Genomic DNA, 24,928 nt, shown 5'->3' on the forward strand with positions numbered 1-24,928 from the left:
TCAGAGGCGTTGAACCGCCGAACGCCGCGGAGACGTCCACCCCGGAGGACGGGTGCTGCCGGCCACCGCAGCGGTGCCGCGCGGTCAGCAACTCCGGTACCGGCAGCGCCGCGTCTTCGGGAGGTCGTCCTCGCGCACGGGGCGCAACCGTACCGATGGTTCCGTCCTCTTCTCCTGCTCAACCGCCGACGGTTCTCCCGTCCGACTCAACCGGCTGGTCGGGGATCCGGGTAGGTCACGCCGCTGAGCCGCTCCGACACCTGCCAGAGCCGGGATGCGGCCGCCTCGTCCAGGGCCCGGGCGGGGATCTTGGCCGGCGTCGGTCCGCCGTTGAGCTCGCCGAAGCCGTCCGGGCCGTAGTAGCCGGCCTCCTCGGCCGCCGGGCTGGTCGCGGCGTAGACGGCGGGCAGCGCGCCGCCCGGGATCTCCTGCCACACCCACGGTACGAGGTAGAGCAGCCGGTTCCGGATCCGGTTGAGCCGCAGCGAGCGCCCGCCATGGGTCGGCCCGGTCACCTGGAGGTTGGTGATCGTCGCGCCCGGATGGGCGGCGTTGCTGCGGATCCCCCAACCGCCGAGCGTGCTGCGCCGCTGGAGTTCCCGGGCAAAGGCCAGCATCGCGAGCTTGGAGAGCCCGTACGCGCGCACCGGCTGGTAGTGGCGTTCACCCTGGAGGTTGTCGAAGTCGAACCGCCCGACCCGGCTCAGCATGCTGCTGATCGACACCACCCGGGCGGCACCGGCGGCGCGCAGCAGCGGAAGCAGGTGACCGGTCAGCGCGAAGTGCCCGAGATAGTTGGTGGCGAACTGGAGTTCGTGACCGTCCTCGGTGAGCGCCCGGCGGCGCGGCGCCATGATCCCGGCGTTGTTGACCAGGATGTCGACCGGCCGGCCCCGCTCGGTCAGGGCCGTGCCGAACGCGGCGACGCTGGCCAGCGACGTCAGGTCCAGGTGCTGGAGGCTGAGCTTCGCACCGGGCACCTCGTCGCGGATCTCGGCGATGGCCCGGTTGCCCTTGGTCTCGTCGCGTACCGCGAGGATCACCTCGGCGCCGGCCCGGGCGAGCCGGTGGCTGACGCCGAACCCGATCCCGCTGTTGGCCCCGGTGACCACCGCGAGCTTGCCGGTCAGATCCGGTACGTCGATGTCGGGCGTGCGGTGCGGCATTGGATCAGTATCGAGGCTGATCCGGCGTCCACGGGAGACCCGCCCGTGGAGCCGGGACTACTCTGCCGTGCAGACTGTCGAACTGGGTGCACAGACGGGGCGCCGGGTGGCCGGACCTGTGGGTGCACAAGCGGGGCAGCTCGATAGTCTCGCGGGGAGGAAGTGTTTCCGGCGGCGGTTACTGGGCGATCAACGCTGCCCGGCTGGCGGGCTCTATCCGTGCTACGAGCCGCCGGAGGCGACCCGGGCGGCGGAGCTGGTCAAGCGGCTGCCGGTGACGCTGGCGAAGCACGGGTTCGCCGCCACCGCGGTCACGTCGGCGACCACGGGTTCCACGTCCCTGCTCTGTGTCCGGGCGCCTGGCGGGACCGGAGCGACGGTAGGCCACCGGGCGGCCGGGGTCAGCCCGCGAAGCCGGCGACACATCCCGGTGGCGGCTCGGGGTCCTGGGCGACGGCGTTGACCAGTAGCGCGCTGCACTGCGCGACCATACGCAACTCGTCGTCGGTGAGCCGGTCGAGGATCCGACGCATCTTCTCCGTGCCGGCCGTCGCGAACCGGTCGACCAGGTCGCGCCCGGGCTCGCTCAGCTCGATCCGGCGTACCCGGCGGTCGTGCGGGTCCTCGCGGCGGGTGACCAGGCCCTGGGCGACCAGCCGGTCCACCATCCCGGTCATGGTGGCCAGGCTCACACCCATCGCCGAGCTGAGTTCCTGGCCGGCGGTGCTGCCGTGGGCGGAAAGTAGCAGAAGCGTTCTGAGCTGCGGCAACGTCAGGTGGAGCGTGAACAGCGGATTCGCCGGGTCGTTGGCGAAATGGTGCTGCATCTCTCGTTGCGTCTCCATGATTTGGGCGATGAGATCGTCACGGCCACTCATCGGTTCCTCCAGCACACGGGGACGGCGGCAACGGTCGGCCGCGACGCGGCGGCCACGCCTCCGCGCGGTCAGCGGAGGCTATCAGGGATAGCGCCATCCCCAGAATACTTCGCTGCGAGCGAACTGTTAGTGTCGGCCTAACTTTACATCCACGGGGAGAAGGAGCGAGCCGCATGTCCGTGGCCGTCCAACCTGACGCCGAGAGCGACAAGCTCGATCCCGGCGTCCTCAGAGTCGCCGGTGTGGTGGTGCTCGGCGCCATCATGTCCATCCTCGACGTCACCGTCGTCAGCGTCGCGCTGCCGACCTTCCAGAGCGAGTTTGACGCCAGCTACGCCACCGTCGCCTGGACGATGACGGCCTACACCCTGGCGCTGGCCACGGTGATCCCGATCACCGGGTGGGCCGCCGACCGGTTCGGCACCAAGCGCCTCTATCTGCTGTCCCTGGTGCTGTTCCTCGGTGGTTCGGCGCTGTGCAGCGTGGCCTGGGACATCGGCCCACTGATCTTCTTCCGGGCGCTCCAGGGGCTCGGCGGCGGCATGCTGATGCCGCTCGGCATGACGATCATGACCCGCGCCGCCGGTCCGCACCGGGTCGGCCGGGTGATGGCGGTGCTCGGCGTACCCATGCTGCTCGGCCCGATCGGCGGCCCGATCCTCGGCGGCTGGCTGATCGAGGCGGCCTCCTGGCACTGGATCTTCCTGATCAACGTGCCGGTCGGCATCGTCGCCTTCGTCCTGGCGCTGCGGGTGCTGCCCAAGGACGAGCCGCACCCCTCCGAGTCGTTCGACTTCGTCGGCATGCTGCTGCTCTCGCCGGGGCTCGCGCTCTTCCTCTTCGGCGTCTCCTCGATCCCGGAGGCCGGCACCGTGGCCGCGGCCAAGGTGCTGTTCCCGGCGATCGTCGGCCTGGTGCTGATCCTCGCGTTCGTGTTCCATGCCCTGCGCAAGGCCCACCCGCTGATCGACCTCAAGCTGTTCCTGAACCGCAACCTCACCATCTCGGTCGTCACGATGACGCTGTTCACCGTGGCGTTCATGGGCGCGATGCTGCTGCTGCCCAGCTACTTTCTCCAGGTACGCGGCGAGGGCACCCTGAACGCCGGCCTGCTGCTGGCCCCGCAGGGCATCGGCGCGATGCTCACCATGCCGATCGCCGGCCGGCTGACCGACCGGATCGGCCCCGGCAAGCTGGTGCTCGGCGGGATCGTGCTGATCGCCCTGGGGCTCTCCCCGTTCACCCAGATCACCGCCGACAGCTCGTACGGGCTGCTCCTCGGGGGCCTGTTCGTGATGGGCATGGGGATGGGCATGACCATGATGCCGATGATGTCAGCGGCGATGGCCAGCCTCACCCACCAACAGGTCGCCCGGGGCTCCACGATGATGAACATCGTCCAGCAGACCGCCGGTTCGATCGGCACCGCCGTGATGTCCGTGATCCTCACCAACCAGGTGCTGAAGAGCGAGGCGGCGACCGCGTACAGCGCGGTCACCCGGGGACAGGTGCCGCGCGAGCAGGTGCCGCCGGAGGTACTCGTGCAGGGGCAGGCGTCGTTGGCCGACGCCTTCGGCCAGACCTACGTCATCGCGCTGGTGCTGATCGTCCTCTGTGTCGTCCCGGCGCTGCTGCTGCCGCGCAAGCGGATCGAGCCCGCCACGCCGGAGCAGGCCGAGATGCCGGTCCCGGTGGCCATGCACTGAGCCGGTCCCCGCAGTTCGGGGCACCGGAGCGCGACCCCGGGTCCGTCGCCGCCCTTCCGTCACTTGGCGGGAGGGCGGCGACGGTTGGCGTCTCAGCCGGTGCGGAACAGGTCGGCCCGGGACTGCTCGCGCGGCTCGCGCTCGTCCCGCGACCACCACCAGGCGTAGCTGATCGCCCCGGGGCGCGGCGTGCTCAGCACGATCCGGGCCACCAGCGGCCCCTCGTAGGCGGTGAAGTGCCCGGGAGAGCGCTGGGTGAAGCAGACCATGCCGGGCAGTTCGAGGCTGGCGACGTGCAGTTCGAGTCGTCCGCCGGCACCGAGGACCAGCACGCTGTGCTCGACGTGCCGCAGGCCGTCGCTGTCGGTGGTCGCCTCGTAGTCGAGAATGGCGGCACGTCCGTCGAGGGCGGCGCTCACCACCATCCGCGCCACGAACGGTCCGCCCTCCGGGCCGTCGCCCCGGCCCCGGTACACCCCGGTGGCGGCGGTGAGGCGGCGCAGTACGTCGGTCTCGGCGGGCACGGCGACACCGTAGCGCCCGTGCGCCACGCCGCGCCCAACGCTACTGCCGCGTTGACGGTACTACGCATTGAATAGTAGTATCGCCGGCGTGGACACGACCCAGTTGCTCAAAGGCGTGCTGGATCTCGCGGTCCTGGCCGTGCTGAAGGACGAGGACGGCTACGGCTACGACATCATGCGCCGGCTCCGCGCCGCCGGCCTCGAAGAGATCGGCGACGCCTCCGTCTACGGCACGCTGCGCCGGCTCTTCCAGGCCGGCCTGCTCACCACCTACGTGGTGCCCAGCGAGTCGGGCCCCCATCGGAAGTACTACGCGCTCAACCCGGCAGGGCGGGACCAGCTCCTCCGATCCGGCAAGGTCTGGCGTTCCTTCGCCACCACCATGGACAGGCTGCTCGACGACAAGGGGATGGCGGCATGACCGTGACGGAGCAGGAGATCGCCCGGTACGTCGGGCAGGTCCGCGAGGCGCTGGCCGACCTGCCGCCGCCGGTCCGCGACGAACTGCTCGAAGACCTGCCCGAGCACCTGGCCGAGGTGGCCGCCGAGGCGGAGGGGTCGCTCTACGAGCGGCTCGGCCCGCCGCAGGCGTACGCGATGGAACTGCGTACCGCCGCCGGAGTCACCCCGCCGGCCGGTGCCGTCAACCTCGACCAGCGGATCGGCGCTGCGGTCCGCAAGGGCCGGGAGCGGATCCGCGCCGCCGACAACCGGCTCGGGCCCGTCCTCGGCTACACCCGGCTCAGCGAATTCCTCCGGCTGCTCCGCCCCGCCTGGTGGATCCTGCGCGGCTACCTCGCCGCGATGCTGATCACCGTGCTGCTGACCGGAACATCGTTCGGGCTGCTGCCCCGGCTCGGCGGCAGCGGCCTGGCCGCGCTGCTGCTGCTCGCCGTCACCATCACCGGGTCGATCTGGCTCGGCCGGCGCACCGACCGGATGGGCCGGCGCCCGAGGCTGGTTCTCAACCTCGGTGCGGCCCTGCTGGTCCTCTTCGGCCTGGCCGGCTTCGTCGAACTCGACAGCCGGGCCGGTGGCGGCAGCACCTTGCAGTACGAGCAGGTCTACACCGACCAGTACTCGGGGGTGCAGGACGTCTACGTCTACGACAGTCAGGGACGGCTGCTGGAGGGCGTACGACTCTTCGACCAGAGCGGCCAGCCGATCCGGCTCGGCAACCCGTGGTGCGCCGAGGCGCAGCATCGTTACCAGACCATGCCGGAGTACGGCGACCTGACCCGGATGACGTACCCGTACTGCCCGGAGGGGGCGCCGTTCCGGTTCGGACCGACGTCACCGCCGGCCCCGGAGCCGACCGCTCCGGCCGAACCGACCGCCACCCCGGGCGGTACCGCCCCGCCGGCCACTCCGGGTGCGACCGCCAGCCCGAGCGGTGCGCAGACCCCGACTCCTACCCCGACGAACTAGACCGCGAACCGCTCCCCCGGGCGCGGTCGACGACGTGGCGTACACCTGTGCAACAGGAGGTGTACGCCACGTCGCTGTTGGCTTCCGTCCCCCCGTCGGGCGTGGCAGGCTACCCGAACACCCGGCACGCAAGACCCGGACCACCGGACTTTGGGTGGGTAGAACTGTGCGACCAGCCAACGATGACTGACCGACAGGAGGGCCACCGATGGGCGAGATGGTGAGTTACCCGAGTAACGGGGGGACCAGCGAGGGCTACCTGGCGCTGCCGGCCGGCGGCGCGACCGGTCCGGCCGTCATCGTCATCCAGGAGTGGTGGGGACTGGTGCCGCACATCACATCGGTCGCCGACCGGTTCGCCGAGGCCGGCTTCGTGGCGCTCGCCCCCGACCTCTACCACGGTGCCTCCACCACCGAGCCCGACCAGGCCGGCAAGCTGCTGATGGGCCTGGCCATGGACCAGGCCGCCCGGGACATCGCCGGTGCCGCCGACTACCTCGCGGAGCGGCCCGAGGTCGGCGGCGACAAGGTCGGCTGCGTCGGCTTCTGCGCCGGGGGCAGCCTCGCGCTCTGGTCGGCGACCCTCTCCGACCGGATCGTCGCGACCGTGGGCTTCTATCCGGTACTGCCCTGGGAGCGGATGCGTCCCGAGTGGTCCGACTACGCCGGCAAGACCGCCGTGATCCACTGCTCGGAGGAGGACGGCACCTCGGCGGCCGACGGGGTCAAGGCGGCCCGGCAGGCGATCGAGGCGGCCGGTGGCGACTGCACCACCCACGACTACCCCGGCACCCGGCACGCCTTCTTCAACGACGACCGGCCGGAGGTCTTCGACCAGCGGGCGGCGGCCAGCGCCTGGGCCCGTACCCTGGAACTCTTCCGGGCCCGACTTGGCTGAACCGCACCGACCCGCCGGATCCGACCGGCGGTCGCGTACCCCCGGGGACGTGCTCGCCCGCGCAACGCGGGCGGGCGACCTGGCCGAGTTGGACGGCGCCGTCGCCGACTGCTTCGCCTGCCCCCGGCTGGTCGCCTGGCGGGAGGAGGTCGCCGCCGTCCGCCGGGCAGCCTTCCGCGACCAGGAATACTGGGGCCGCCCGGTCCCCGGCTTCGGCGTTCCCGACGCCCGGATCGCCATCCTCGGGCTGGCCCCGGCCGCGCACGGCGGCAACCGGACCGGGCGGATCTTCACCGGTGACCGCTCCGGCGACGTGCTCTTCGCCGCGCTACACCGGGCCGGCCTGGCCAACCAGCCGACCAGCGTCGCCGCCGACGACTGCCTCGCGCTGCGACACACCCGGATCGCCGCCGCCGTCCGCTGCGCCCCGCCGGACAACAAGCCCAGCCCGGCGGAGCGGGACACCTGCGCGCCCTGGCTGCACCGGGAGATCGACCTGATCAGACCAACCCTGCGCGTCGTGGTCACGCTGGGCGCGTTCGCCTGGGCGGCGTGGTGGCCGCTGCTCCGCCAGGTGTACGGTGTGCGACCGCCCACCCCGCGACCCGGGTTCGGGCATGGGGCACACTGGTCCGGAGACGAGGCCGTCCCGCAGGTGCTCGGCTGTTACCACGTCAGCCAGCAGAACACCTTTACCGGGCGGCTCACACCGACAATGCTGGACGAGGTGTTCGCCCGGGCCCGGCACCTGGCCGGGCTGGACGAGGACGGCTAGACGGCTCAGGGAGGCGGTGCGATGACCGACGGGCACTCCGGCCGTGCCCGCCCGGCACCGCACCCGCCCCGGTCCAGCCTCACCGCCGGCCTGCTCCGGACGCTCTGGCCGCTGGCGGCGGTCGCCGGGCTGCTGGCGCTGGCCGCGCTCGCCGCCGCGCACTCGTCGATCGGGTTCACCCGGGTCGAGCCGCCGGCCGACATCGTGCCGACGTTCGAGCAGCAGGCCCAGCCCGTCGGTGGAGCGTCGGCTGCCACCGCCGCACCGGGCCAGCCAGGCGACTTCATCCCGCACTGGGTGCCGTACCTCGGCGCGGTGCTCTGCGGCGCCGTGGTGGTGGCGGTGCTGGTCGCGCTGCTCTGGGCGCTGTCCCGGGACCTGCTGCGCCGCCGCCGGGGGCTGGCCCGCCCCGGTGCCCGGAAGCTCCGCTCCGCCGAGCAGACGGCGGAGGAGGTCGTCGCCGCGCTCGACGCCGGCCTGGTCGACCTCTCCGACACCGACGCCGACCCGCGCAAGGCGGTGATCGCCTGCTGGGTACGCCTGGAGCAGGCCGCCGCCGCAGCCGGTGTCGAACGCCGGCCCGGGGACACCCCGACCGACCTGGTGACCCGGCTGCTCGGCGCCGGCCGGCCGGTCAGCGCCGACGTGCTGGCCGCGTTCGCCGACGTCTACCGGGAGGCCCGGTACGCCACGCACACCGTCGACGAGCGGATGCGGGCCCAGGCCGTGGCCGCGCTGCGCCGGCTGCGCACCGAACTCACCTCGCGGGTCGACCGGCTGGGCGGGGACGGCGAGCGGTCGGCGGCCGGGGGCGGGCAGCGGTGAGCGGGTCCAGCACCAGCATCTTCGATCTGCTCCAGGACGAGGAGGAGCAGCAGCCGACGGCCACCCGCCGGCGCGGCGGCGTACGCGGCTGGCTGCGGATCGTACTGGCCGCGGCCGGGCTCACCGTGGCGGTCGTACTCGGGCTGCGCATGGTCGGGGTCGGCGTCTCCGCCGCCGCCGTCTTCGCCGGCTTCCTCGCCCTGCTGCTGCTGCGCCGGCTCACCCGGACCCTCGCCCCGCCACCACCGGTGCCGGTCCGGCTCCGCCGCCCCGCCGGCCACGGTGAGTCCGACGGCAGCTACAACTGGACCGTCGGGGACGCCCTGGGCAGCGCGGTCAACCGCTGGGAGACCAAACTCACCTGGTCGCAGGGGGAGCCGGAGCGGTTCTCCCGGGCGGTGCTGCCGGTGCTGTGCGAACTCGTCGACGAGCTGCTCCGGCAGCGGCACGGCGTCACCCGGGCCACCGACCCGGAGCGGGCCCGGGAGCTGCTCGGCGAACCACTGTGGAACTTTCTCGACACGCCTCCCAAGCGCACTCCGGCGCCGCGCGACCTCGCGGCGATCGTCGCCCAATTGGAGAAGCTATGACAGACGCGGACCAGGTCAGCACCTTCGACGTGGGTCGGCTGGCGCAGGCCGTGCTGGACCAGGTCGGCACGGTGGTGGTGGGCAAGCGGGACGCCCTGGAGCTGGTGCTCGCCGGCATCCTGGCCGGCGGGCATGTGCTGCTGGAGGACCTGCCGGGGCTCGGCAAGACGCTGACCGCCCGCTCCTTCGCCCAGGCGCTCGGGCTGGACTTCCGGCGGTTGCAGTTCACCCCCGACCTGCTCCCCGCCGACGTCACCGGTTCGTTCCTCTACGACCAGCGCACCGCCGACTTCAGCTTCCGGGCCGGACCGGTCTTCACCAACCTGCTGCTCGCCGACGAGATCAACCGTACGCCGCCGAAGACCCAGGCGGCGCTGCTGGAGGCGATGCAGGAGAAGCAGGTCTCGGTCGAGGGCGTCACCTACCGGCTGGACCCGCCGTTCCACGTGATCGCCACCGCCAACCCGATCGAGTACGAGGGCACCTATCCGCTGCCGGAGGCGCAGCTCGACCGGTTCCTGCTCCGGGTCTCGTTCGGCTATCCGGGCGCCGAGGAGGAGTGGGACGTGCTCCGCCGCCGGATGGCCCGCCGCCAGGAGGAGGCGGAGCTGAAGCCGGTGGTGGACGCCGCGGTGCTCCGGGCGATGCAGGCCGCCCTGGAGAACGTGGTGGTGGAGGACTCGGTCGGCCGCTACATCGTGGCGCTGACCGCCGCCACCCGGGAACACGCCTCGGTACTGGTCGGCGCCTCGCCGCGCGGCTCGCTCGGGCTGCTGCTGCTGGCCCGGGCGATCGCCGCGTTCGCCGGCCGCGACTACGTGATCCCGGAGGACGTCAAGGCGGTGGCGGTGCCGGTGCTGGCGCACCGGATCACCCTGCGGCCCGAGATGTGGCTGCGCCGGGTCGACCCGTCGTTCGTGGTCAACGAGGTGCTGGAGACCACGCCCGCGCCGGCCAGCGGTGCGCTGCCCAGCTACGCCGCCGGGCCGGCCGGGACGCGCGCGACGTGAGCTCCACCGGACCGACCCTGCGACCCGCCGTACCCGGGCAGCGGGCGGCCGCCCCTGCCCTGACGGCGTCGTCCGGGGACGCCTCGGTGCCGGACTGGGTCTCCACCCGGGCGCTCGGCCGGGCGGTGCTGCTCACCGGGCTCTTCCTGGTGGCCGGTGCGCTGCTCGGCCGGATCGACCTGGTGGTGCTGGCCGCCCCGTTCGCGCTCGGCACCGCGTACGCGCTGCGCCGCCGACCGGCGCGGCCGCCGGAGATCGGGATCGGGGCCGACGACACCAACCTGGTCGAGGGGGGCGCGCTGGTCGCCGGGATCAGCGTCGGTAACCGCGACGATGTCGGCTACGACCTGGTGCTGGTCCGTACCGTGGTCTCGTCCTGGCTGCGGATCGGCGAGGTCCGGTTCGCGCCCGGCGGTGCCGGGTCGGACGGCTCCGACGGTCCGGCCCCGGCCGGCCGCCGGGACGCCACCGACCGCCCCTACGGCTTCGGCGTGCCGGCCGGCACCATCGCCGACCTGGAGCTGCACGGCGGGACGCTGCGCTGGGGCCGGCACTCGCTCGGTCCGGCGGCGGTGCGGGCGATCGCCTGCGACGGACTGCTGGCCAGCCAGACGGTGCTCAGCGACGCCCGGCCGGTACCGGTCTATCCGGTCACCGAGCCGTTCGACGCGGACGAGGCGATGCCCAGGGCCGCCGGCCTGGTCGGCGGGCACCGGTCCCGGCGTCCGGGCGAGGGCGGCGAGCTGGCCGGGGTACGCATCTTCGGGCCGGGTGACCGGCTGCGCCGGATCGACTGGCGGGTCTCGCTGCGGGCCCGGCAACTGCACGTGGCGGCGATGCTCTCCGACCGGGACGCCGAGGTGGTCCTGCTGCTCGACGTGCTGGCGGAGGCGGGCCGCTCCGGCGGGATCCGGGGCAGCGCGTCGGTGCTGGACACCTGCGTCCGGGCCGCCGCCGCGATCGCCGAGCACTACCTGCACCGGGGCGACCGGGTCTCGCTGCTGGAATACGGCCCGTCGGCCCGCCGGCTCCGTCCGGCCACCGGCCGCCGGCAATACCTGACCCTGCTGGAGTGGCTGCTCGACGTCCGGGTCGAACAGTCCCCGCACGAGCCGTACGACCAGGTCTTCGGCCCGCAACTGCTCTCCTCCAACGCCCTGGTGGTGGTGCTCACCCCGCTGGTGGACGCCCGGTCGGCGGCGATGCTGGCCCGGCTGGCCCGGTCCGGCCGGTTCGTGGTGGCGGTGGACACCCTGCCACCGTCGGCGGTGCCGCCGAAGCGGGGGCAGTGGACCGAGGTGGCGCACCGGCTCTGGCGGCTGGACCGGGACACCACGATCGGGCAGCTCCGCGAGCACGGTGTGCCGGTGGTCACCTGGGCCGGGGCCGGCAGCCTCGACCTGGTGCTCCGGGACGTCGCCCGGCTCGCCTCCGCACCCCGGCCGGCGCTGCGGTGAGCGCCGTCGTGCCGAACGGAGCGCCGCCGTGGTGAGCCGGATCAGACAGCTCTACGCCGCGATCGGCCGGATCACCCTGGTGCCGCTGCTGGTCCGGGTCGGTGTCTTCGGCTGCGCGCTGCTCGCGCTGCTGCTGGCGTCCCCGGCCAGGCCGTCCGACCCACGCCTGCTCGGCCTGCTGGTGGTGGCGGCGCTGGCCCCCGCGGTCGCGCCCCGGCGGAACTGGCCCACCCTGGTGCTACTGGCCGCGGCCGGCGTCTGGGTGGTGGCGACCGGCTGGTACGACCAGCGGGTGGAGCTGTGGCGGCTGCTCGCCCTGGCCACCTTCCTGTACCTGACCCACACCCTGGCGGCGCTCGCCGCCCTGCTGTCGTACGACGCGGTGGTCGCCCCCGAGGTGCTGGCCCGGTGGGTCACCCGGGCCCTGGGGGTCGGGCTCGCCTCGGCGGTGCTCTCGGTGCCGCTGTTGGCGATGGACGGGCAGTTGGGCGATCGGAGTTTCGTCGCCGCGCTGCTCGGCGGGCTCGCCCTGGCCGTCTGCGCCGCAGCGCTGCTCGGCTGGCTGTTCCGCCGCGGGTAGCGGTCGGGTTTTCCGGCGGTCTGCCGGCCCCGCAGGCAAGATCGGCGCAAACCGGGGTAACGGGGCTCACTTGGCGTCGTCAATCACAGAAGGGGCATCTGGCCAGCATCCGGAGCCGGGTGGGGGAAAGATGGAGGCGTGAATCCGCAGCGGATCCTTGTGGTGGGCGCCGGTCATGTCGGTCTGTACGCGGCCCTGCGCCTGTCGAAGAAGCTCCGGTCGTGGGAGGCCGAGGTCATCGTCGTCGACCCGCAGCCCCACATGACGTACCAACCCTTCCTGCCCGAGGCGGCGGCCGGCAACATCTCGCCCCGGCATTCCGTGGTGCCGCTCCGGCGCGAGCTGCGCCGCTGCACCATCGTCTCCGGCACGGTCACCCGGGTCGAGCACGACCGGAAGACCGCGACCGTGCAGCCGATCATCGGCCCGGCCCGGGAGATCCAGTACGACCACATCGTGGTGGCGCCCGGCTCCGTTTCCCGTACCCTGCCCATCCCCGGGCTGGCCGAGCAGGGCATCGGGTTCAAGACCATCGGTGAGGCGATCTTCCTGCGCAACCACGTGCTGGACCGGTTGGACGTGGCCGCCGCCACCACCGACCCGGACGTCCGGCGCTGCGCGCTGACCTTCGTCTTCGTCGGCGGCGGCTACGCCGGCATCGAGGCGCTGGCCGAGATGGAGGACATGGCCCGGGACGCCCTGAAGTACTACCCGGAGTTGAAGCCCGACGACATGCGCTGGGTACTGGTCGAGGCGACCCTGCGGGTGCTGCCCGAGGTCGACCGGGACATGGGCGCGTACACGGTCGCCCAGTTGCTGAAGCGGAAGATGGACATCCGGCTGGAGACCCGGCTGGAGTCCTGTGTGGACGGTTTGGTGCGGCTCTCCGACGGGGACAGCTTCCGGGCCGACACCATCGTCTGGACGGCCGGGGTGAAGCCGTCGCCGATGCTGGCCCAGACCGACCTGCCCCGGGACGAGCGGGGCCGGGTCACCTGCCTGCCGACCCTCCAGGTGGTCGACGGCGACCGGGTCGTCGACGGGGCGTGGAGCGCCGGTGACTGCGCGGCGGTGCCGGACCTGACCGGCCCGCCCGGGGCGTACTGCTCGCCCAGCGCCCAGCACGCGGTGCGGCAGGCGGCCCGGATGGCGGACAACATCCGGGCGGTGATCCGGGGGCGGCAGCCGGTGGAGTACAAGCACAAGCACGCCGGCAGCGTGGCCAGCCTCGGCCTGCACAAGGGCGTTGCCCAGGTCTACGGGATCAAGCTCAAGGGGCTGCCGGCCTGGTTCATGCACCGGACGTACCACATGAGCCGGATCCCGTCGCTGAACCGCAAGGTACGCGTGATCGTGGACTGGACCCTCGCCTTCGTCCTCCGCCGCGAGGTGGTCGCGCTCGGCCAGTTGCACGACCCCCGGGAAGAGTTCGTGGAGGCGAGCACGCCGGTCGCCCGGGATGCCCGGCCGAGAAACGAGAATTTGACCGGCGTCGATCCCCGGGTCTGAGTGCCCGCACTTCCCGTCCGCTGGGACGGTCACCGGCGGCCGGCCGCCTCGGGTGGTCGGATGCGCGGGCGCGCGGATATCCTGTCCCTCCTTGATGCGTGAGGACGAGGAGTCGACAGTGCCCCCCAAGCGATTCGTCAGCGCCCAGGAGGGAACAACCGCCCCGGTGGTCGTGACCGGGCTGACTGCCGGTCCAGCGCGGTGAGTGTCCGGGGCGACCTGCGGGCACCCGCGACGCTGGCGGAGTCGACGGTCCTGCAGTCGGCGGTACTGGAAGACCTTCGGTCGGCGGTCAACCACAACCGGTGGCTTCTCGCGCTGTCGGAGCCGTGGCTCGGCGACGATCCCCTCGAGATCGGTTCCGGCCTCGGTGAGGCTGCCGCGATCTGGGCGGCCGACGGCCGTAAGATGACCGCCTCCGAGGCGGACCCGGGGCGGCTGGCGCGGTTGAGGGAGCGGTTCGACAACCATCCCACGGTGCGGGTCCGGGAACTCGCCGTACCGATCCGGGAGAGCGCAGACCACTCCGCCGTGGTCGCCCTCAACGTGCTGGAGCACATCGAGGACGACGTGGCGGCCCTGCGTGACTTCGCCCGGCTGGTCCGGCCGGGCGGACGCATCGTCCTGATCGTGCCGGCCTTCGAACAGGCGATGAGCAACTTCGACCGGCGGATCGGTCATTTCCGGCGGTACCGCGTTCCCACGATGACCGCGACGCTGCGTCGGGCCGGGCTGCGGCCGGTCAGGGTGCAGTACGTCAACTCGATCGGGCTGCTCGGCTGGATGCTGCTGGTCAAGGCGCTGGACGGGGAGCCGCGGGAGGGCATGCCGCTGAAAATCTACGACCGGTTGTGCGTGCCGGTGCTACGCCGGGTGGAGGAGCGGGTCCGGGTGCCCTTCGGGCAGTCCGTCTTCGCCGTCGCCGAGACTCCGCGGGAGTGACCACCGGCTTGTGCTCCTCCGGCTGGTGACCGCCGGGCGGACGAGCCGGCAGGCCCGGTCAGAACCGCCAGAGCCACACGTCGACGGCCGAGGTGGCCGGGCCGTAGAGCGCTTCCAAGGTCTGGCGCAGCGCTGGTGCGTTCGGCTCTGTCTGCGCCAGCACCATGCAGGACGCGCCCCAGAACGCCACATCCCTGGATGCCTGCCCGCGCTCGGCGTCGGTGACCGCGGGTACCTGGCCGGATGTGGCGACCTGGCTGAGCAGTGCCGAGGTGGGCTGCTTGAACGTGCCCATCGACGCCTTCCCGCCGGCCGCGTACGGCGCGATGAAGAACCCCTCCGGCAGCCGGAACTCCGCGTTCGCGGCGGCGGCCCAGCGCATCTTCTCCGGCTCCTGCGGCGTGGGCAGCGGCACCGGCACCAGCACGCCGTCGGCCGGTACGCAGTCGCGCCAGTGCCCGGCGCTGATGAAGGTCGGCACCGGCTCGCGATCGGCGGTGGGCAGCGGGGCGGGCACGATCGGGATCAGTGCGGCGGCTACCGCCGCCGGTACGGCGATCCGGGTTGCTGCCCCGAGCGGGGCGGTGCTGGCCCGGTCCAGCGCCAGCACCAGCAGGGTGGCGATCACCGGTATCAGCACCAGGGCGAACCGCATCGGCAGCGCGCCCTCGATGACCGGCTTGTCCCGCAGCAGCGAGTACGGCGCCCAGGTTTCCGTACGGCTGCCGTTCACCACCACCCGGGGGCCGAGGGAGAGCCAGGCACAGAGCAGACCGGTGATCGTCATAGGGATGACCAGCGGACGCCGACGCAGCCACCAGGCGAGCGCCACGGTGAGCAACAGAAGGGGTAGCCCGAGGAAGGTGTTGTACTCGGCCGCCCCGGTGCTCAACCGGGTCGCGTCGGAGGAGCCGAACAGGGAGAGCGGAGAGATCGCGGGGTAGCTGGCCAGGTCGGCCGAGAAGTAGTCGGGGCTGAAGATGCCGTTCGGGACGCTCTGCGGACCGTAGAACTGCACCCAGAGCGGGTAGGCCAGCACGGCGATCGACAGCACCGCGCTGACGAGGAGAGCCCCGCCGAACCGGGGTAGCACCCGCAGTGCGTAACGGGGTCTCGCGACGACGTACCCGACGGCCGTCAGCGCGAGTGCCCCGGCGGTCAGGAACAGCACCTCCTCGCCGACGAAGACCTGGGTGCAGACCAGCGCGGCGAGCAGCACCGCCAGGCCGAGTAGCCGGCGGTTGGCCCGCGTCCCACCCTCCGGCAGGGCCGGGTCGGCCAGTTGGGCCATTCGCACCACGCACCAGACCAGTGCCGGCACCAGCCACTGCGCCGTGATGTGCGGATGACTGTTGGACTGGGAGACCATCCCCGGGGCGAATCCGCAGAACGCGGCGCCGACCACTGCCGGGACGCGGCGAGCCCGAAGTGTCCGGGTGTAGAGGAAGTACCAGCCGATCGAGGTGGCCGCCAGGTTGCCGGCGATGAGTACGGCGAACGTGGTGGCCGCACCGAACAGCAGGGTGACCGGCATCAGCAGCAGACCCGGCACGATCATCGTGGCGTTGGCCATCATGTTGAAGCCGTCCGGCGCGTTGAGCCGGTCGCTGACCAGGGTGAAATCGCCCAGCAGGATGCGGGTGTCGTTCGCCATGAACCACTCGATGAGGATCTGGTCCTCGGGATTGAGCGCGAGGGTTCGGGTGGTCGGGTCCAACCAGAGCCCGTAGCTGAGCCAGCCCGCCGCGAGCACGAAGCACAGACTGACGGCCAGATCCGGGCAGCTGCGACGGAGGGCATCCCGCAACCGCGCGGCCCGGGCCGGCGGCCGGTCGGCCCCGTCCGCGGGAGTGGCCCGGCCGGAGTCGGCGTCCTGCGCCGCACGGGCTGTGCTAGTCACGGCCCTGACTCTAGTGCCGATCCGGGAACGGGGTGCGCCCGGCGGGGCTCCACCCGCTACCGTGGCAGGCACCAGGACCGATGAAGTTCGGCGCCTGCCCGGGTGGTGGAAAGGCAGACACGGCCGCCTTAAAAGCGGCTGCCGCAAGGCGTGCGGGTTCGACCCCCGCCCCGGGCACGATCCGTGCTGGCGACCGGCCGAGCCCCGCTGCCGACCGGCCGAACCCCTTCGACGGGTGGTCGAGTGACGTGGATCTCCACAACGTCGCCAGGGAGCATTACCCTGGATAGGGCACGGGCACTGTGCACCGACCTTTCCAGGAGGCTTGACAAAGTGAAGACGTCCAATCCGGTGCTGGCCCGACTCGGCCAGGCGGCCGAGCGGGAGCGGGCTGCGGGTTACGCCCCGGCCGGCGCATACGGACAGCCCGGCTACGGGCAGCCGTACCCGACGGAGGCGGGCTATCCGGCCGCGCCGCCCACCGTAACGCCGATGTCCATCGACGACGTCGTCGTCAAGACGGTCACCCTGCTCGGCATCACCGGGCTCTCCGCCGCGCTGGCCTGGGTGCTGGTTCCCGACGCGCTCGTCGGCGCGGCCTGGATCGGCGCCGCCGTCGTCGGGCTGGTGCTCGGCCTGGTGATCTCGTTCATGCGGATCGCCAACCCGGCACTGGTCGTCACCTACGCCGTCGTCGAAGGCGTCTTCGTCGGCATGGTCAGCAAGTTCTTCGAGGTCATCGCCGGATATGAGGGCATCGTCCTCCAGGCGGTCATCGCCACCTTCGGGGTCTTCTTCCTGATGGCCGGGCTCTACAAGGCCAAGGCCATCCGGGCGACGCCGAAATTCATCCGCGGCGTGATCGCGGCGACCGTCGGCATTTTCGCGGTCATTCTGATCAACTTCGTGCTGGCGCTCTTCGGCGTCGACACCGGGCTGCGCAGCGGTGGCCCGGTCGCCATCGGGTTCAGCCTGATCTGCATCGTGATCGCCTCGCTCAGCTTCATCCTCAGCTTCCACGAGGTCGAGGAGGGCGTGCGGATGGGCCTGCCGCGCCGCTACTCCTGGACTGCCGCCTTCGGCATCCTGGTCAGCCTGGTCTGGCTCTACATCGAGATCCTGCGGTTGTTGAGTTACTTCCAGGGCGACGACTGATCCTCGTCCCGTGACCGGCGCGACCCGCGCGCCGGCCCACCCGCGGCGCCCGTTCCCCGACTTCCGGGGGCGGGCGTCCGCCGTTTCGAGCTCAGGTTGGCGGCGGCGTAAATGTCTGCTTTGTTAGCATCGGGCGTGCGGAGCGCGAACCCGGTGCTGACCCGGCTGGACGACACCGCCCGGGTGGAACGCCAGGTCCTCCGCACCGGGGCCGCCCGGCCGATGACGATCGACGACGTGGTGGTGCGGACCGTCGGCCTGCTGCTGCTGACCGGTGCCACCGGGGCGGTCGCCTGGACGTACGTGACCGACGGCTGGGCCGCCCCGGCCGCGCTCGGCTCGGCGCTGGCCGGGTTGGTGCTGGCCCTGGTGATCTCCTTCCGGCGGCTCACCAACCCGATCCTGATCGGCGGATACGCGGTGCTCCAGGGAGTGCTGCTCGGCGTCGCCAGCCGAGGCTTCGAGGCGGTCTACCCGGGGATCGTGGTGCAGGCCGTCGTCGGCACCTTCGGGGTCTTCGTCGGGATGGCGCTGCTCTACGGGCTGCGGGTGCTCCGGGCCAGCCCCCGGTTCACCCGACTGGTGGTCGGGGCGCTGATCGGGGTGGTGGTGCTGAGCCTGGTCAACCTCGCCGTCTACCTGATCGCCGGTCAGCAGGCCCTGGTGGTCTACAGCACCGGCAGCAAGGTCGGCTGGCTGCCGTACGTCTTCGCGCTGGTCTGCATCACCGTTGGCGCGCTGACCTTCATCCTCGACTTCGACCTGGTGCAGCGGGGGGTCCGGGACGGACTGCCGGCCCGGTACGCCTGGTTCTGCGCGTTCGGACTACTGGCCGGCCTGGTCTTCCTCTACTGGCAGATCCTCCGTTTGCTCAGCTACGTACGCCGCTGAGCCGGCCGTAGACTCGCCGCGATGAACGCGCCCGAACCCGCCCGCCCGGCCGAGTCGCTGGTCCGCCAGCTCGACCTGCTCGTCCGCCAGGTGGGGCACTGGACCCCGCCGCGCTGGGCGGCACCGGGCCTGTCCGGCGGGCCGGCCCGGGCCGACCTGGTGCACCGGCTCGTCCAGCTCCTGGCCGACCTGGGCGCGGACGCGGCCGGAGAGCCACGGCGGCCGGTACCCCGGTTGGAGAACGACCTGGCCCTGCCCGACCAGCTCCGGGTGGTGGTGGCGGACCTGGTCGCCGCGGGCCCGCCGGCGCAGGTGCTGGCCGGCGCGGCCGACGAGGTGGCGACCGTCCGCCAGGCGCTCTGACCGTTCGCCGCCGCGCGGCGGCGCCGGTGCGGACCGTGGCCCACCGGCGCCGAGGCGCCTCGGCGGGCCGCTCGACCTCGACCGGGCCCGGCCGGTCGGCTCAGCTCAGCTCATCCGCTCCAGCACCATCGCCATGCCCTGGCCACCGCCCACGCACATGGTCTCCAGACCGACGGTCCGGTCGTGCCAGTCCAGGGCGTTGAGCAGGGTGCCGGTGATCCGGGCGCCGGTCATCCCGAACGGGTGCCCGACCGCGATCGCCCCGCCCATCACGTTGAGCTTCTCCAGCGGGATGTCGAGCTGCCGGTACGACGGGATCACCTGGGCGGCGAACGCCTCGTTGATCTCGACCAGGTCGACGTCGTCGATGGTCATCCCGGCGCGTCGCAACGCCTGTCGGGATGCCTCGACCGGGCCGAGTCCCATGATCTCCGGGGAGAGCGCGGTCACTCCGGTGGAGACGATCCGGGCCAGCGGAGTGATCTCCAGCTCGCGGGCCCGTTCCGCACTCATCACGACCACCGCCGCCGCGCCGTCGTTGAGCGGGCAGCAGTTGCCGGCGGTGATCCGGCCGTCGGGGCGGAAGACCGGCTTCAGCCCGGCCACCCCCTCCAGGGTCACCCCCGGGCGTGGCCCGTCGTCGGAGTCCACCCACTCGCCGGAGGGGAGGGTGACCGGGGTGATCTCCCGGGCCCAGAAGCCGTCGGCGATGGCCTTTTCCGCGAGGTTCTGGCTGCGTACGCCGAACTCGTCCATGTCGGCCCGGGTCACGTCGTACGCCTGGGCGAGGTTCTCGGCGGTCTGCCCCATGGTCAGATAGACGTCCGGCAGCCCACCGTCGAGCCGGGGGTCGGTCCAGACCGGCGCGCCGGCCTCGGTGCGGGCCGCCGAGCGGGCCCGGGCCGCGTCGAACCGCGGGTTCTGCCAGCCGCCGCCGACGAGTTCCTGCGCCTCCGGCGGGAGCGTGTCGGAGTTGCCCCGGACGTACCGGGAGACGCACTCCACGCCGGCCGAGACGAAGACGTCACCCTCACCGGCCCGGATCGCGTGGAACGCCATCCGGGTGGTCTGCAACGAGGAGGCGCAGTACCGGGTGAGGGTGGCCCCGGGCACCGTGTCCAGGCCGAGCAGCGTGGCCACCACCCGGGCCATGTTGAAGCCCTGCTCGCCGCCGGGCAGCCCGCAGCCGAGATAGAGGTCGTCGATCTGGGCCGGGTCGAGCTGCGGGATCTTGTCGAGTGCGGCCTGCACGATGGTCGCGGCCAGGTCGTCCCCGCGCAGCTCGCGCAGGGAGCCCTTGTGGGCCCGGCCGATCGGGGAGCGGGCGGTCGCGACGATAACGGCTTCGCGGGGGGACGCGGTCGGCATGAACCAACGTTAACCCGCTTCGGCCCCGTGGTCACCAGCGGGCACGCCCGCTGTCGATCCGCTCGGTGCACGGCCCGGTCCGGAGGCCGGTGCCGGGCTCGCGTCCGCGCTGGCCGGTCCGGGGCCGTACGGGATGGCGGAGACCAGTTCCCCGACGAACCGTTCGGGATCGTGGTCGAGGAGTTGGTGCCCGGCCGGACCGAGGAAGGCGACCAGGAAGGCCCGGTAGAAGCAGGCCCCGAGGAAGAGATTGGCCAGCGCCACCGGGTCGGCCGTCGCGGCGATCCGGCCCAGTTTCCGCTCCCGCCGGAGATACTCGGCGAGTTGGGCGTTGGCATGCTGCGGGCCGGCGCCCGTCTGGCGGAACAGTTCGCGCTGCCGGTCGAGCAGCACCGGTTCGGCGAACAGCGCCATCGCGAGCTGACCCGACTCGGAATAGACCCCGAGCATCTCGTGGCCGAGGTCGGTCAACCGCCCCGGTACGGTGCCGCTGCCCGCCTGGTCCGGCAACCGGATCATCAACCCGATGAACGGGGCGAGCCTGATCCGCATCACGGCGAGGAACAGGTCCTCCTTGCCGGTGAAGTGCTTGTAGAGGGTGGCCTCGGAACAGCCGGCGACCCGGGCAATCTCCTTCGTCGTGGTGTGCGCCAGGCCCTGTTCCCGGATCACGGTGGAGGCGGCGGCCAGGATGCGCTCCCTGGTCGCCTCGCCTCGACTTCTCGTGGTCATCGCCCTCGTTCCGTCGACTGCGTCGCAGGTGGTCGGTCGGCTCGCTCGACAAGTGGTCGGTCGGTTCGTCAGTTCGGTCGGTCGGCTCGCTCTGAACCGGTGGTCGGTCGGCTCGCTTGACAGCTGGCGAGTGCTCACTACTCTAAGGGTAAGTGAGCACTCACTTACCCCTTGGGAGCTGAGAGCGACATGAAACTCACAGTCTTCGCGGCCAGTGGCGGGATCGGCCGGCACCTGCTCCGGCAGGCCGTGGCCGCCGGCCACGACGTGACAGCGGTGGTACGCAGCCCGGCGAGCCTGGCCGGCGAGTCCGACGGCATCCGGGTGGTCACGGTCGACCTCTCCAACCCCGATCCGGCGGTGCTGGCCGACGCCGTCGACAAGGCCGACGGGGTGCTGTCCGGTCTCGGTCCCCGGTCGATGGCCGACAGCGGGGTCGCCTCCCGGGGCACCCGCGAGATCGTCACTGCGATGCGGGCCCGGGGCGTACCCCGGCTCGTGGTGGTCAGCGCTGCCCCGCTCTCCACCATCGCCGCTCCGGGCCGCCCGAAACCGCCACCCGACCCGGGTGAGGGGCCGCTGCTGCGATACCTGCTGGGCCCGATCATCAAGACCGTGCTCCGGAAGCACTACCTCGACCTGGCGGTGATGGAGGAACTGCTCCGGGACAGCGACCTGGACTGGACCGTCGTACGGCCGCCCCGGCTGACCGACAAGCCGCTGACCGGTGTATACCGGACGGCGTACGGGCGGAGTGTCCGGGGCGGGATGGTCGTGCCGCGTGCCGACGTCGCGCACTGCATGCTGCGGGCGCTCGAACAGCCGGAGACGATCCGGCAGGCGGTCGCAGTCGCCACCTGACCTCCGGCCGGGGCGTGCGGAACCCCCGCCGCGGTGGTGCCGGCGGCGGGCGGGACTAGCTCTGCCGGGTCCCGGCGGCGGCCCGGGCGACCGCCGGGAGCAGGGCGTGCGCCCAGACCCGGTAGCCGTCGGCCGACGGGTGGTAGCCGTCGTGGCAGAGCGTGCCGGCGTCGGCCCGGAACACCGCGCCGGTCTCGGCGGCGAGGTCCACCACCGTGCCGCCGGCCTCGATCACGGCGACTGCCTGCGCCCGGGCGTTCTGCCGGCCCAGCCAGCCGGCGACCTGCCGCAACGGCGGTGCGATGGCCCGGACCGCGCCGAGGTCGGGACAGGTGCCGACCACCACCCGGACCTGGGCACCGCGCAACCGGCGCACGGCAGCGCCGAGGTACGCCGCCGCCTCGCCCGGCCGGCGCAGCCCCATCACGTCGTTCGCGCCGACCAGGATCACCGCGACGTCCGGGCGCTCGCCGAGCAGTGCCCGGGCCACCTGCGTCGCCAGGTCGGTGGAGCGGGAACCGGAGACGCCGACGCTGGAGAGCCAGACCTGGCGCTCACCGCCGCCGATCGGCCCGGCCCCCTCGGAGAGCAGCCGCGCGAGCTGCCCGCCGACCGTGTCGTCGGCCCGGTCCACCCCGACCCCCAGCGCGGCCGAGTCGCCGAGCAGGACCAGCCGCAGCGGCGGCGCGCCGGCCCGGCCGATCGTGGAGCGCAGGGCCAGGCCCAGCTCCGGGCGGGCGTACTGGCGGTTGCGGGCCACGAACGCCTCGCCGGCCAGTAGCGCGATCCCGCCGACCGTACCGGCGAGCAGCGTGACCGCGGCCCCCCGGGCGATCCGGGTCGCCACCCCGTACGTCGCCGTGCCGCTCGTCGTGTCGAGTCCCGTCATCAAGAGCCGCCCGAGAAACCCCTGGCTTTGGCCACGGGAAGGAACGGGCGGTCAGGCGTGCTGGTTGTCGGCATGGCGTCGACTCCTCCGTGTCGGCGAAACTGTCGGATGCGGCTGGGATGGTTGCGGGTGTGGGTGAGACGGTGCGGTACACCTACCGGTTGCGTCCCGTTGCGACCGCGCGGGCCGCGCCGCTCGGCGAGTGGGGGTCGGTGTCGCTGGCTGTGGAACGAGGCTGTCCACCAGTACAGGACAGGACGTGGGCCGACTTTTTTGCAAGCTGTCGAAGTTGTTGACCGAGGCGCGAGCGCGTTCGTCGTGGCTGCGGGACGGGCCTCAGGTCGTCCCGCAGCAGACGCTGCGTACCTACGCTCTGGCCCTTCACCACTCCTTCAGGGTGAAGGGGCGGGGTCGGCCGAGGCCGAAGCGACGTAAGGACGCCCTGCCCAGCCTGGAATACACCACGGCCCGGCAGAACACCCGCGACGCCCGCGTCTGGTGCGACACCTGCGGCTACACCGCCTGCCGGGACCGGAGCGGCGCCGCGAGGACGATCCGCGCCACGGCAGAGCGTGACCGTGCTGGTGCCGACGACGTGAGACATGCGATCACCTCCTTCCCGGACGGTAATCTCGTGCGGTCCGAGCCAGAAGTCCCCCGGCTACCAGCCATGGGAAGCGTTAAGCCCGTTCCTCTACTGGGGTCGTCGCCTCGTCCAGCGGTGCCGGTGTCTCCGGTGGGCCTCCAGTCTCTCCCGTCCGGGGGTGGCCGAACCAGGTCCCACGGCGGCGGAGCTGCGCCCACCGCCCGCCGGGGCCGTGCTCGTGGCCACCGACCCGGACACCCCGGACCTCCGTACCGGCGTGCCGGGCCGCCTCGTGGGCCGCCGCCGGCAGCGACCGTACGCCCTGGTCGCCAGCGAGCGACGGGCGCCGTTCGGGGCCGGCACCGAGCGCGGCCAGTACGGTCGGCAGCAGCGCGGCCGCCGCGATCGCGTACCCCTCGGCGGACGGGTGGAAGTGGTCCCAGGCGAACATCCGGGTGGGTTCGGCGGCGAACCGGGGACCGAGCAGGTCGCCCAGGGAGACGGTCAACCCACCGGCCTCGACCACCGCCACGGTCTGCGCGGCGGCCAGTTGCCGGCTCCACCGCCGGGCCAGCCAGCGCAGCGGCGGCTTGATCGGCTGGATCGCACCGAGGTCGGGGCAGGTGCCGACCACCACCTGGGCGCCGGCGGCCCGCAGCTCGCGTACCGCCTCGACGAGGTAGCGGACCGCCACCGCGTGCGGGGTACGGTTCGTCACGTCGTTGCCGCCGATCAGGATCACCGCCAGGTCCGGCTCGCGTTCCAGTGCCGCGTCGACCTGCGGACGCAGCCCCGCCGAGAGGCAGCCGACCACGGCGAACCGGTACAGCCGGACCGGCCGGCGCAGCCGGCGGGAGGTGCCGGTGGCGAGCAGCGCCCCGGGCGTCTCCCGGGGCCGGTGCACCCCGTAACCGGCGGCGGACGAGTCACCCAGGATCACCATCGTGATCGGCTCGCCCGGGAACTTGGCGCCGTAGACGCCGTCGCCGCGCGGCGGCGGTGCCTCGGCCAGCGGGATCACCCGGCGGGCCTGCCGGGCCTGCCCGAGCAGCAGCCCGTAACCGGCGGCGGTGGTGAGCGCGGTCAGCCCCACTCCCAGGGCCGTCGCCTTGGCCACTCGCCGGGCGACCGGCCAGGCCGACCGCTCCCGCTGGGCCGACTCTGCGCGCCACGCCGCCTGGTGCTGCCACGCCGAGCGCTGCGGCTGCCACCGCGACGCCAGGTTCCGCTGCCGCGACCGCTGTCGCCGCATCGATCCGGCCGGACTCATCAAGCCCCCCACCTGTCACGCCGTACCCCTCGCGACCTTCGAGATTAACCCCGGTCGCCCACCCCGCGCTGTCAGCGTCCCGCCAGCACCGAGGGTGGCGGTCGGGTACCCGGCCAGCGCCGCTTCACCGCCGACTTTCCGGCGTTTCTCCGGTTCCGACCGAATTTCTCGACGAGCGGCCGGTTGCGTTCGGATGCATCATGAATCCAGAGGAGGGCGCGGACATGGCCACCAAGACACTTCGACGAACTGCCGCCTTCAGGGCGTTGTTCCGGGCACTGACCGCCGGCTCCCGGGGCGGGCCCTCGCTGGGCAAGCGGATCGCCGCCCTGCCCCGCATGATCGCGGCGACCGCCCGGGGCGAGTACGACGGCGGGCTGCGGCTCGCCCTGATGACCGCCGCGACCGCGTACGTGCTGTCCCCGGTCGACGTGCTGCCCGAGCTGACCCTGCTGATCTTCGGCCTGGCCGACGACGCGGTCATGGTGACCTGGCTGGCCGGTGCGGTACTCGCCGAGACCGAACGCTTCCTCGCCTGGGAGGCCCGCCGGGACTCCGTGATCCCCGGCCGGGTGGTGCACTGACCCCTCCCGGAGGCGCAGCCCGTCGGCCCGCTGACGCTCCC

25 protein-coding genes and 1 tRNA gene are annotated in these 24,928 nt (G+C 72.5%); 18 read left to right on the top strand and 8 right to left on the bottom strand.

Annotation, left to right across the window (positions count from 1 at the left end; all coding sequences use genetic code 11):
* Positions 1 to 206: 206 nt before the first annotated feature.
* Together R6Y94_RS05400 and R6Y94_RS05405 are read right to left on the bottom strand one after the other, a co-directional pair.
* On the bottom strand, positions 207 to 1,166 hold the full coding sequence (locus R6Y94_RS05400) for an SDR family oxidoreductase (protein ID WP_318394647.1): 960 nt from the start codon (positions 1,164 to 1,166) through the stop codon (positions 207 to 209).
* Between the two features lie 401 nt (positions 1,167 to 1,567).
* The gene (locus R6Y94_RS05405) at positions 1,568 to 2,011 is read right to left on the bottom strand and encodes a MarR family transcriptional regulator (protein ID WP_318394648.1); all 444 of its coding nucleotides are present in this window, start codon (positions 2,009 to 2,011) and stop codon (positions 1,568 to 1,570) included.
* Positions 2,012 to 2,217: 206 nt separating this feature from the next.
* Between R6Y94_RS05405 and R6Y94_RS05410 the strand changes: the two genes are divergently transcribed.
* Positions 2,218 to 3,750, top strand: a complete 1,533-nt coding sequence (locus R6Y94_RS05410) for a DHA2 family efflux MFS transporter permease subunit (protein ID WP_318394649.1) — start codon at positions 2,218 to 2,220, stop codon at positions 3,748 to 3,750.
* Between the two features lie 92 nt (positions 3,751 to 3,842).
* On the opposite strand, the gene R6Y94_RS05415 is transcribed toward R6Y94_RS05410, so the two are convergent.
* Positions 3,843 to 4,274 (bottom strand): hypothetical protein, encoded by a 432-nt coding sequence (locus tag R6Y94_RS05415; RefSeq protein WP_318394650.1) that lies wholly within the window; start codon positions 4,272 to 4,274, stop codon positions 3,843 to 3,845.
* A gap of 88 nt (positions 4,275 to 4,362) precedes the next feature.
* Between R6Y94_RS05415 and R6Y94_RS05420 the strand changes: the two genes are divergently transcribed.
* The 11 genes from R6Y94_RS05420 (at position 4,363) to R6Y94_RS05470 (ending at position 14,288) form a co-directional block, all read left to right on the top strand.
* Positions 4,363 to 4,695, top strand: a complete 333-nt coding sequence (locus tag R6Y94_RS05420; protein ID WP_318394651.1) for a PadR family transcriptional regulator — start codon at positions 4,363 to 4,365, stop codon at positions 4,693 to 4,695.
* On the top strand, positions 4,692 to 5,702 hold the full coding sequence (locus tag R6Y94_RS05425) for an HAAS signaling domain-containing protein (protein ID WP_318394652.1): 1,011 nt from the start codon (positions 4,692 to 4,694) through the stop codon (positions 5,700 to 5,702). Before R6Y94_RS05420 ends, R6Y94_RS05425 begins: the two co-directional genes overlap by 4 nt.
* A 208-nt stretch (positions 5,703 to 5,910) precedes the next feature.
* Positions 5,911 to 6,600, top strand: coding sequence for a dienelactone hydrolase family protein (locus tag R6Y94_RS05430; protein ID WP_318394653.1), 690 nt, complete (start codon positions 5,911 to 5,913; stop codon positions 6,598 to 6,600).
* A gap of 49 nt (positions 6,601 to 6,649) precedes the next feature.
* Positions 6,650 to 7,375 carry a uracil-DNA glycosylase gene (locus R6Y94_RS05435; protein WP_318394654.1) on the top strand — a complete coding sequence of 242 codons (726 nt, stop codon included), beginning with the start codon at positions 6,650 to 6,652 and terminating at the stop codon, positions 7,373 to 7,375.
* A 21-nt stretch (positions 7,376 to 7,396) separates the two neighbouring features.
* Positions 7,397 to 8,200, top strand: coding sequence for a DUF4129 domain-containing protein (locus R6Y94_RS05440; RefSeq protein ID WP_318394655.1), 804 nt, complete (start codon positions 7,397 to 7,399; stop codon positions 8,198 to 8,200).
* Positions 8,197 to 8,790, top strand: a complete 594-nt coding sequence (locus R6Y94_RS05445; RefSeq protein ID WP_318394656.1) for a hypothetical protein — start codon at positions 8,197 to 8,199, stop codon at positions 8,788 to 8,790. Before R6Y94_RS05440 ends, R6Y94_RS05445 begins: the two co-directional genes overlap by 4 nt.
* Entirely contained in the window at positions 8,787 to 9,800 is a 1,014-nt protein-coding gene (locus tag R6Y94_RS05450; RefSeq protein WP_318394657.1) for a MoxR family ATPase, read from the top strand. The genes R6Y94_RS05445 and R6Y94_RS05450 overlap by 4 nt, the downstream gene beginning before the upstream one ends.
* A 59-nt stretch (positions 9,801 to 9,859) precedes the next feature.
* Entirely contained in the window at positions 9,860 to 11,257 is a 1,398-nt protein-coding gene (locus tag R6Y94_RS05455) for a DUF58 domain-containing protein (protein ID WP_318394689.1), read from the top strand.
* Between the two features lie 31 nt (positions 11,258 to 11,288).
* Positions 11,289 to 11,837: a hypothetical protein gene (locus R6Y94_RS05460; protein ID WP_318394658.1), complete on the top strand. Its 549-nt coding sequence runs from the start codon at positions 11,289 to 11,291 to the stop codon at positions 11,835 to 11,837.
* 138 nt (positions 11,838 to 11,975) lie between these two features.
* A complete protein-coding gene (locus tag R6Y94_RS05465) occupies positions 11,976 to 13,346 on the top strand; it encodes an NAD(P)/FAD-dependent oxidoreductase (protein WP_318394659.1) in 1,371 nt (456 codons plus the stop codon).
* A gap of 201 nt (positions 13,347 to 13,547) precedes the next feature.
* A complete protein-coding gene (locus R6Y94_RS05470; protein ID WP_318394660.1) occupies positions 13,548 to 14,288 on the top strand; it encodes a class I SAM-dependent methyltransferase in 741 nt (246 codons plus the stop codon).
* Between the two features lie 58 nt (positions 14,289 to 14,346).
* On the opposite strand, the gene R6Y94_RS05475 is transcribed toward R6Y94_RS05470, so the two are convergent.
* Entirely contained in the window at positions 14,347 to 16,188 is a 1,842-nt protein-coding gene (locus R6Y94_RS05475) for a hypothetical protein (RefSeq protein WP_318394661.1), read from the bottom strand.
* 96 nt (positions 16,189 to 16,284) lie between these two features.
* Between R6Y94_RS05475 and R6Y94_RS05480 the strand changes: the two genes are divergently transcribed.
* The 4 genes from R6Y94_RS05480 (at position 16,285) to R6Y94_RS05495 (ending at position 18,597) form a co-directional block, all read left to right on the top strand.
* Positions 16,285 to 16,365 (top strand) — tRNA-Leu (locus R6Y94_RS05480).
* Positions 16,366 to 16,521: 156 nt separating this feature from the next.
* Complete coding sequence (locus R6Y94_RS05485) at positions 16,522 to 17,343, top strand: Bax inhibitor-1/YccA family protein (RefSeq protein ID WP_318394662.1); 822 nt, start codon at positions 16,522 to 16,524, stop codon at positions 17,341 to 17,343.
* A 135-nt stretch (positions 17,344 to 17,478) separates the two neighbouring features.
* The gene (locus R6Y94_RS05490) at positions 17,479 to 18,234 is read left to right on the top strand and encodes a Bax inhibitor-1/YccA family protein (RefSeq protein ID WP_318394663.1); all 756 of its coding nucleotides are present in this window, start codon (positions 17,479 to 17,481) and stop codon (positions 18,232 to 18,234) included.
* A gap of 21 nt (positions 18,235 to 18,255) precedes the next feature.
* Positions 18,256 to 18,597: a hypothetical protein gene (locus R6Y94_RS05495; RefSeq protein ID WP_318394664.1), complete on the top strand. Its 342-nt coding sequence runs from the start codon at positions 18,256 to 18,258 to the stop codon at positions 18,595 to 18,597.
* Positions 18,598 to 18,702: 105 nt separating this feature from the next.
* Here the strand turns inward: R6Y94_RS05495 and R6Y94_RS05500 are convergent, their stop codons facing one another.
* Together R6Y94_RS05500 and R6Y94_RS05505 are read right to left on the bottom strand one after the other, a co-directional pair.
* Complete coding sequence (locus R6Y94_RS05500) at positions 18,703 to 19,965, bottom strand: acetyl-CoA C-acetyltransferase (protein WP_318394665.1); 1,263 nt, start codon at positions 19,963 to 19,965, stop codon at positions 18,703 to 18,705.
* A gap of 9 nt (positions 19,966 to 19,974) precedes the next feature.
* Complete coding sequence (locus R6Y94_RS05505) at positions 19,975 to 20,697, bottom strand: TetR/AcrR family transcriptional regulator (RefSeq protein ID WP_318394666.1); 723 nt, start codon at positions 20,695 to 20,697, stop codon at positions 19,975 to 19,977.
* Positions 20,698 to 20,886: 189 nt separating this feature from the next.
* Between R6Y94_RS05505 and R6Y94_RS05510 the strand changes: the two genes are divergently transcribed.
* Positions 20,887 to 21,558 (top strand): NAD(P)-dependent oxidoreductase, encoded by a 672-nt coding sequence (locus R6Y94_RS05510; RefSeq protein ID WP_318394667.1) that lies wholly within the window; start codon positions 20,887 to 20,889, stop codon positions 21,556 to 21,558.
* Positions 21,559 to 21,613: 55 nt separating this feature from the next.
* Here R6Y94_RS05510 and R6Y94_RS05515 read toward each other — a convergent pair whose 3' ends face one another.
* A complete protein-coding gene (locus tag R6Y94_RS05515; protein WP_318394668.1) occupies positions 21,614 to 22,447 on the bottom strand; it encodes an SGNH/GDSL hydrolase family protein in 834 nt (277 codons plus the stop codon).
* Between the two features lie 680 nt (positions 22,448 to 23,127).
* A complete protein-coding gene (locus tag R6Y94_RS05520) occupies positions 23,128 to 24,303 on the bottom strand; it encodes an SGNH/GDSL hydrolase family protein (RefSeq protein ID WP_318394669.1) in 1,176 nt (391 codons plus the stop codon).
* 224 nt (positions 24,304 to 24,527) lie between these two features.
* Here R6Y94_RS05520 and R6Y94_RS05525 point away from each other — a divergent pair, with 224 nt between their 5' ends.
* Positions 24,528 to 24,887, top strand: a complete 360-nt coding sequence (locus tag R6Y94_RS05525; protein WP_318394670.1) for a YkvA family protein — start codon at positions 24,528 to 24,530, stop codon at positions 24,885 to 24,887.
* Positions 24,888 to 24,928: the final 41 nt, after the last annotated feature.

Origin of the sequence: Plantactinospora sp. KLBMP9567 (assembly GCF_033446045.1) — a bacterium.
In the GTDB taxonomy this organism is placed as follows: Bacteria; Actinomycetota; Actinomycetes; order Mycobacteriales; family Micromonosporaceae; genus Plantactinospora.

Bases quoted from the DNA above. Each gene is read 5' to 3' on its own strand.
- R6Y94_RS05400 (WP_318394647.1), bottom strand. From the start codon at position 1,166: ATGCCGCACCGCACGCCCGACATCGACGTACCGGATCTGACCGGCAAG.
- R6Y94_RS05405 (WP_318394648.1), bottom strand. From the start codon at position 2,011: ATGGAGACGCAACGAGAGATGCAGCACCATTTCGCCAACGACCCGGCG.
- R6Y94_RS05410 (WP_318394649.1), top strand. From the start codon at position 2,218: ATGTCCGTGGCCGTCCAACCTGACGCCGAGAGCGACAAGCTCGATCCC.
- R6Y94_RS05425 (WP_318394652.1), top strand. From the start codon at position 4,692: ATGACCGTGACGGAGCAGGAGATCGCCCGGTACGTCGGGCAGGTCCGC.
- R6Y94_RS05430 (WP_318394653.1), top strand. From the start codon at position 5,911: ATGGGCGAGATGGTGAGTTACCCGAGTAACGGGGGGACCAGCGAGGGC.
- R6Y94_RS05440 (WP_318394655.1), top strand. From the start codon at position 7,397: ATGACCGACGGGCACTCCGGCCGTGCCCGCCCGGCACCGCACCCGCCC.
- R6Y94_RS05450 (WP_318394657.1), top strand. From the start codon at position 8,787: ATGACAGACGCGGACCAGGTCAGCACCTTCGACGTGGGTCGGCTGGCG.
- R6Y94_RS05495 (WP_318394664.1), top strand. From the start codon at position 18,256: ATGAACGCGCCCGAACCCGCCCGCCCGGCCGAGTCGCTGGTCCGCCAG.
- R6Y94_RS05500 (WP_318394665.1), bottom strand. From the start codon at position 19,965: ATGCCGACCGCGTCCCCCCGCGAAGCCGTTATCGTCGCGACCGCCCGC.
- R6Y94_RS05505 (WP_318394666.1), bottom strand. From the start codon at position 20,697: ATGACCACGAGAAGTCGAGGCGAGGCGACCAGGGAGCGCATCCTGGCC.
- R6Y94_RS05510 (WP_318394667.1), top strand. From the start codon at position 20,887: ATGAAACTCACAGTCTTCGCGGCCAGTGGCGGGATCGGCCGGCACCTG.
- R6Y94_RS05515 (WP_318394668.1), bottom strand. From the start codon at position 22,447: ATGACGGGACTCGACACGACGAGCGGCACGGCGACGTACGGGGTGGCG.
- R6Y94_RS05520 (WP_318394669.1), bottom strand. From the start codon at position 24,303: ATGAGTCCGGCCGGATCGATGCGGCGACAGCGGTCGCGGCAGCGGAAC.
- R6Y94_RS05525 (WP_318394670.1), top strand. From the start codon at position 24,528: ATGGCCACCAAGACACTTCGACGAACTGCCGCCTTCAGGGCGTTGTTC.